This is a genomic window from Paractinoplanes toevensis, from assembly GCF_018332695.1.
GTDB classification, from domain to species: Bacteria; Actinomycetota; Actinomycetes; order Mycobacteriales; family Micromonosporaceae; genus Actinoplanes; species Actinoplanes toevensis.
This window is the reverse complement of sequence record NZ_BOQN01000208.1, coordinates 1-2,477: the sequence shown is the minus strand read 5'-3', so window position 1 is coordinate 2,477 and position 2,477 is coordinate 1. Positions and strand designations below refer to the sequence as shown.

The 2,477-nt window shown below is 69.4% G+C and carries 1 protein-coding gene and 1 pseudogene; one reads left to right on the top strand and one right to left on the bottom strand.

Annotation, left to right across the window (positions count from 1 at the left end; all coding sequences use genetic code 11):
- Positions 1-1,634: methionine--tRNA ligase (gene metG, locus Ato02nite_RS50445; protein ID WP_213013881.1), on the bottom strand; the 1,634-nt coding region annotated here is incomplete at its 3' end.
- A 130-nt stretch (positions 1,635-1,764) separates the two neighbouring features.
- Between metG and Ato02nite_RS50440 the strand changes: the two are divergent.
- Positions 1,765-2,477: pseudogene (locus Ato02nite_RS50440) on the top strand (hypothetical protein); the annotation flags it as partial.

Below are 2,477 nucleotides of genomic sequence, written 5' to 3'. Positions count from 1 at the left end.
TCGAGGTCGTCGACCTCGACGATGTTCGGCATCGGGGCGTGCACACCCTCGCCGCCGAGCAGCTCGAACACCTTCTGCGCGGAGTGCGGCAGGAACGGCGTCAACAGCGTGTTGGCGTCGCTGACCACCTGCAGCGCCACGTGCAGGACGGTGGCCTGGCGCGGCTTGTCCTCGTCGGCCTTGAGTTTCCACGGCGCCTGGTCGGAGAGGTATTTGTTGGCCTCGGCGACCACCCGCATGGCCTCGCCGATAGCCGCCTTCTGCCGGTGCTTGCCGATCAACTCGCCGACCGTGGTGAAGCCCTCCTTGGCGTACGCCAAAAGGGCTTGATCTTCGGCGGTCAGCTCGCCCGCCGCCGGGATCGCGCCGAAGTTCTTGGCGGCCAGCGAGATCGAGCGGTTGACCAGGTTGCCCCAGCCGGCGACCAGCTCGTCGTTGTTGCGCCGGACGAACTCGGCCCAGGTGAAGTCGGTGTCGGTGGACTCCGGACCGGCCGCGGCGATGAAGTAGCGCAGGGCGTCGGCGTCGTAGCGCTCCAGGAAGTCGCGCACGAAGATGACCACCTTGCGGGACGAGGAGAACTTCTTGCCCTCCATCGTCAGGTATTCGCTGGAGACCACCTCGGTGGGAAGGTTGAGCTTGCCGAGGTCGCCCGGCTCGCCGCCCTTGTCGCCCTCGCCCGAGTAACCCAGCAGCAGCGCCGGCCAGATCACCGAGTGGAAGACGATGTTGTCCTTGCCCATGAAGTAGTAGGCCTGCGAGTCCTTGCCCAGGCCGTCGCTCGACCACCACTGCCGCCACGCCTCCGGGTCACCCGAACGGCGGGCCCACTCGATCGAGGCGGACAGGTAGCCGATCACCGCGTCGAACCAGACGTAGATGCGCTTGTCGGCGCGATCGCGCCAGCCGTCCAGGGGGATCGGCACGCCCCACTCCAGGTCTCGGGTGATCGCCCGGGGCTGGAGGTCGTCGAGCAGATTGCGGGAGAACTTCAGGACGTTGGGCCGCCAATTTTCCCGCTGGTCGAGCCAGCGGCCGATGGCCTCGGCGAAGGCGGGCAGGTCGAGGAAGAAGTGCTCGGTCTCGACGAACTCCGGCACCTCGCCGTTGATCTTCGAGCGCGGGTTGATCAGCTGCTCCGGGTCGAGCTGGTTACCGCAGTTGTCGCACTGGTCGCCACGGGCGCTGCCGTAGCCGCAGATCGGGCAGGTGCCCTCGATGTAGCGGTCGGGCAGGGTGCGGCCGGTGGACGGCGACCGCGCGCCGAGCGTGGTGCGGGCCACGATGTAACCGTTGCGGTGCAGCACCGAGAACAGCTCCTGCACCACGGCGTAGTGGTTACGCGTGGTGGTGCGGGTGAACAGGTCGTAGGTCAGGCCGAGGCCGTGCAGGTCTTCGACGATCACCCGGTTGTAGCGGTCGGCGAGCTCACGCGCGGTCACCCCCTCGGCGTCGGCCTGCACCTGGATCGGGGTGCCGTGCTCGTCGGTGCCGGAGACCATGAGTACGTCGTGACCGGCCATCCGCATGTACCGGCTGAAAACGTCGGAGGGCACCCCGAAGCCGGAGACATGACCGATGTGGCGCGGGCCGTTGGCGTAAGGCCAGGCAACCGCGGCGAGAACGTGACTCATGGTTCAAGAGTAGTGAGGGCCGCGGGACGGCCGCGACGGGATTCGACTGTGCCCAAAGCGATATACGTATAAATCATGACACGCGCTGTTAATGCGGGATCGCGGGTCCGCCGCGTAGTCCAATGGAACGGTGATTGGAGAAACGCCGCAACCTGGGGAAAAGCCCTCCAACGAGGGAAACCCGTGGTCGTTCTCCGACCCCGGCACCTCGTGGTGGCAGGGAGCGACCGAACGCGCCGCCACCGACCCGCCCACCGGACAGCGCCACCCCCGCCGACGGGCAGCGCAGCACCAGGCGGCCGCCGAGGGCGCGCCCCAGGGTGGCACCGGCACGCTGCTCCCCCCGGCCCCGGTCGAACGCGTCGGCGAGGCCGCCGAGGGACACGCCGCCGGCGCCCGTGACGCCGCCGTACAGCTCGTCGAACCGCCCGTGGTGGAACGCCACCACGACCAGCCCGACCCGCACCGCTACGACCCGCTCCGGCCGCCGGCCGGGCACACCGCCAAGCACACGGCCGCGACCGTGGAGGCCGACCTCAAGGTGGCCGACACCGGAATCGCGGCCATCGAGATCGCCGAGGTCCCCGAGATTCGGGCCCACGGCCCGGAACAGACCTCGGAACAGACCTCGGAGAAGACCGAGCCGCAGACCGCGCCCGAGGTCGTCGCCGAGATGAAGGCCGAGCTCGGTCTGCTGCCCGGCCCGGACGCCGAACCGGACGTGATGGTGCTGCCCGAGCCGAGCGCCCGGAACCGCCCGACCGTCCCGCTCGAACCCACCGAGCCGGCCGAGCGTGGCCCGATCCCCGGGGTCGCCCGGCAGAGCCGCCGCGGCGGCCTGGA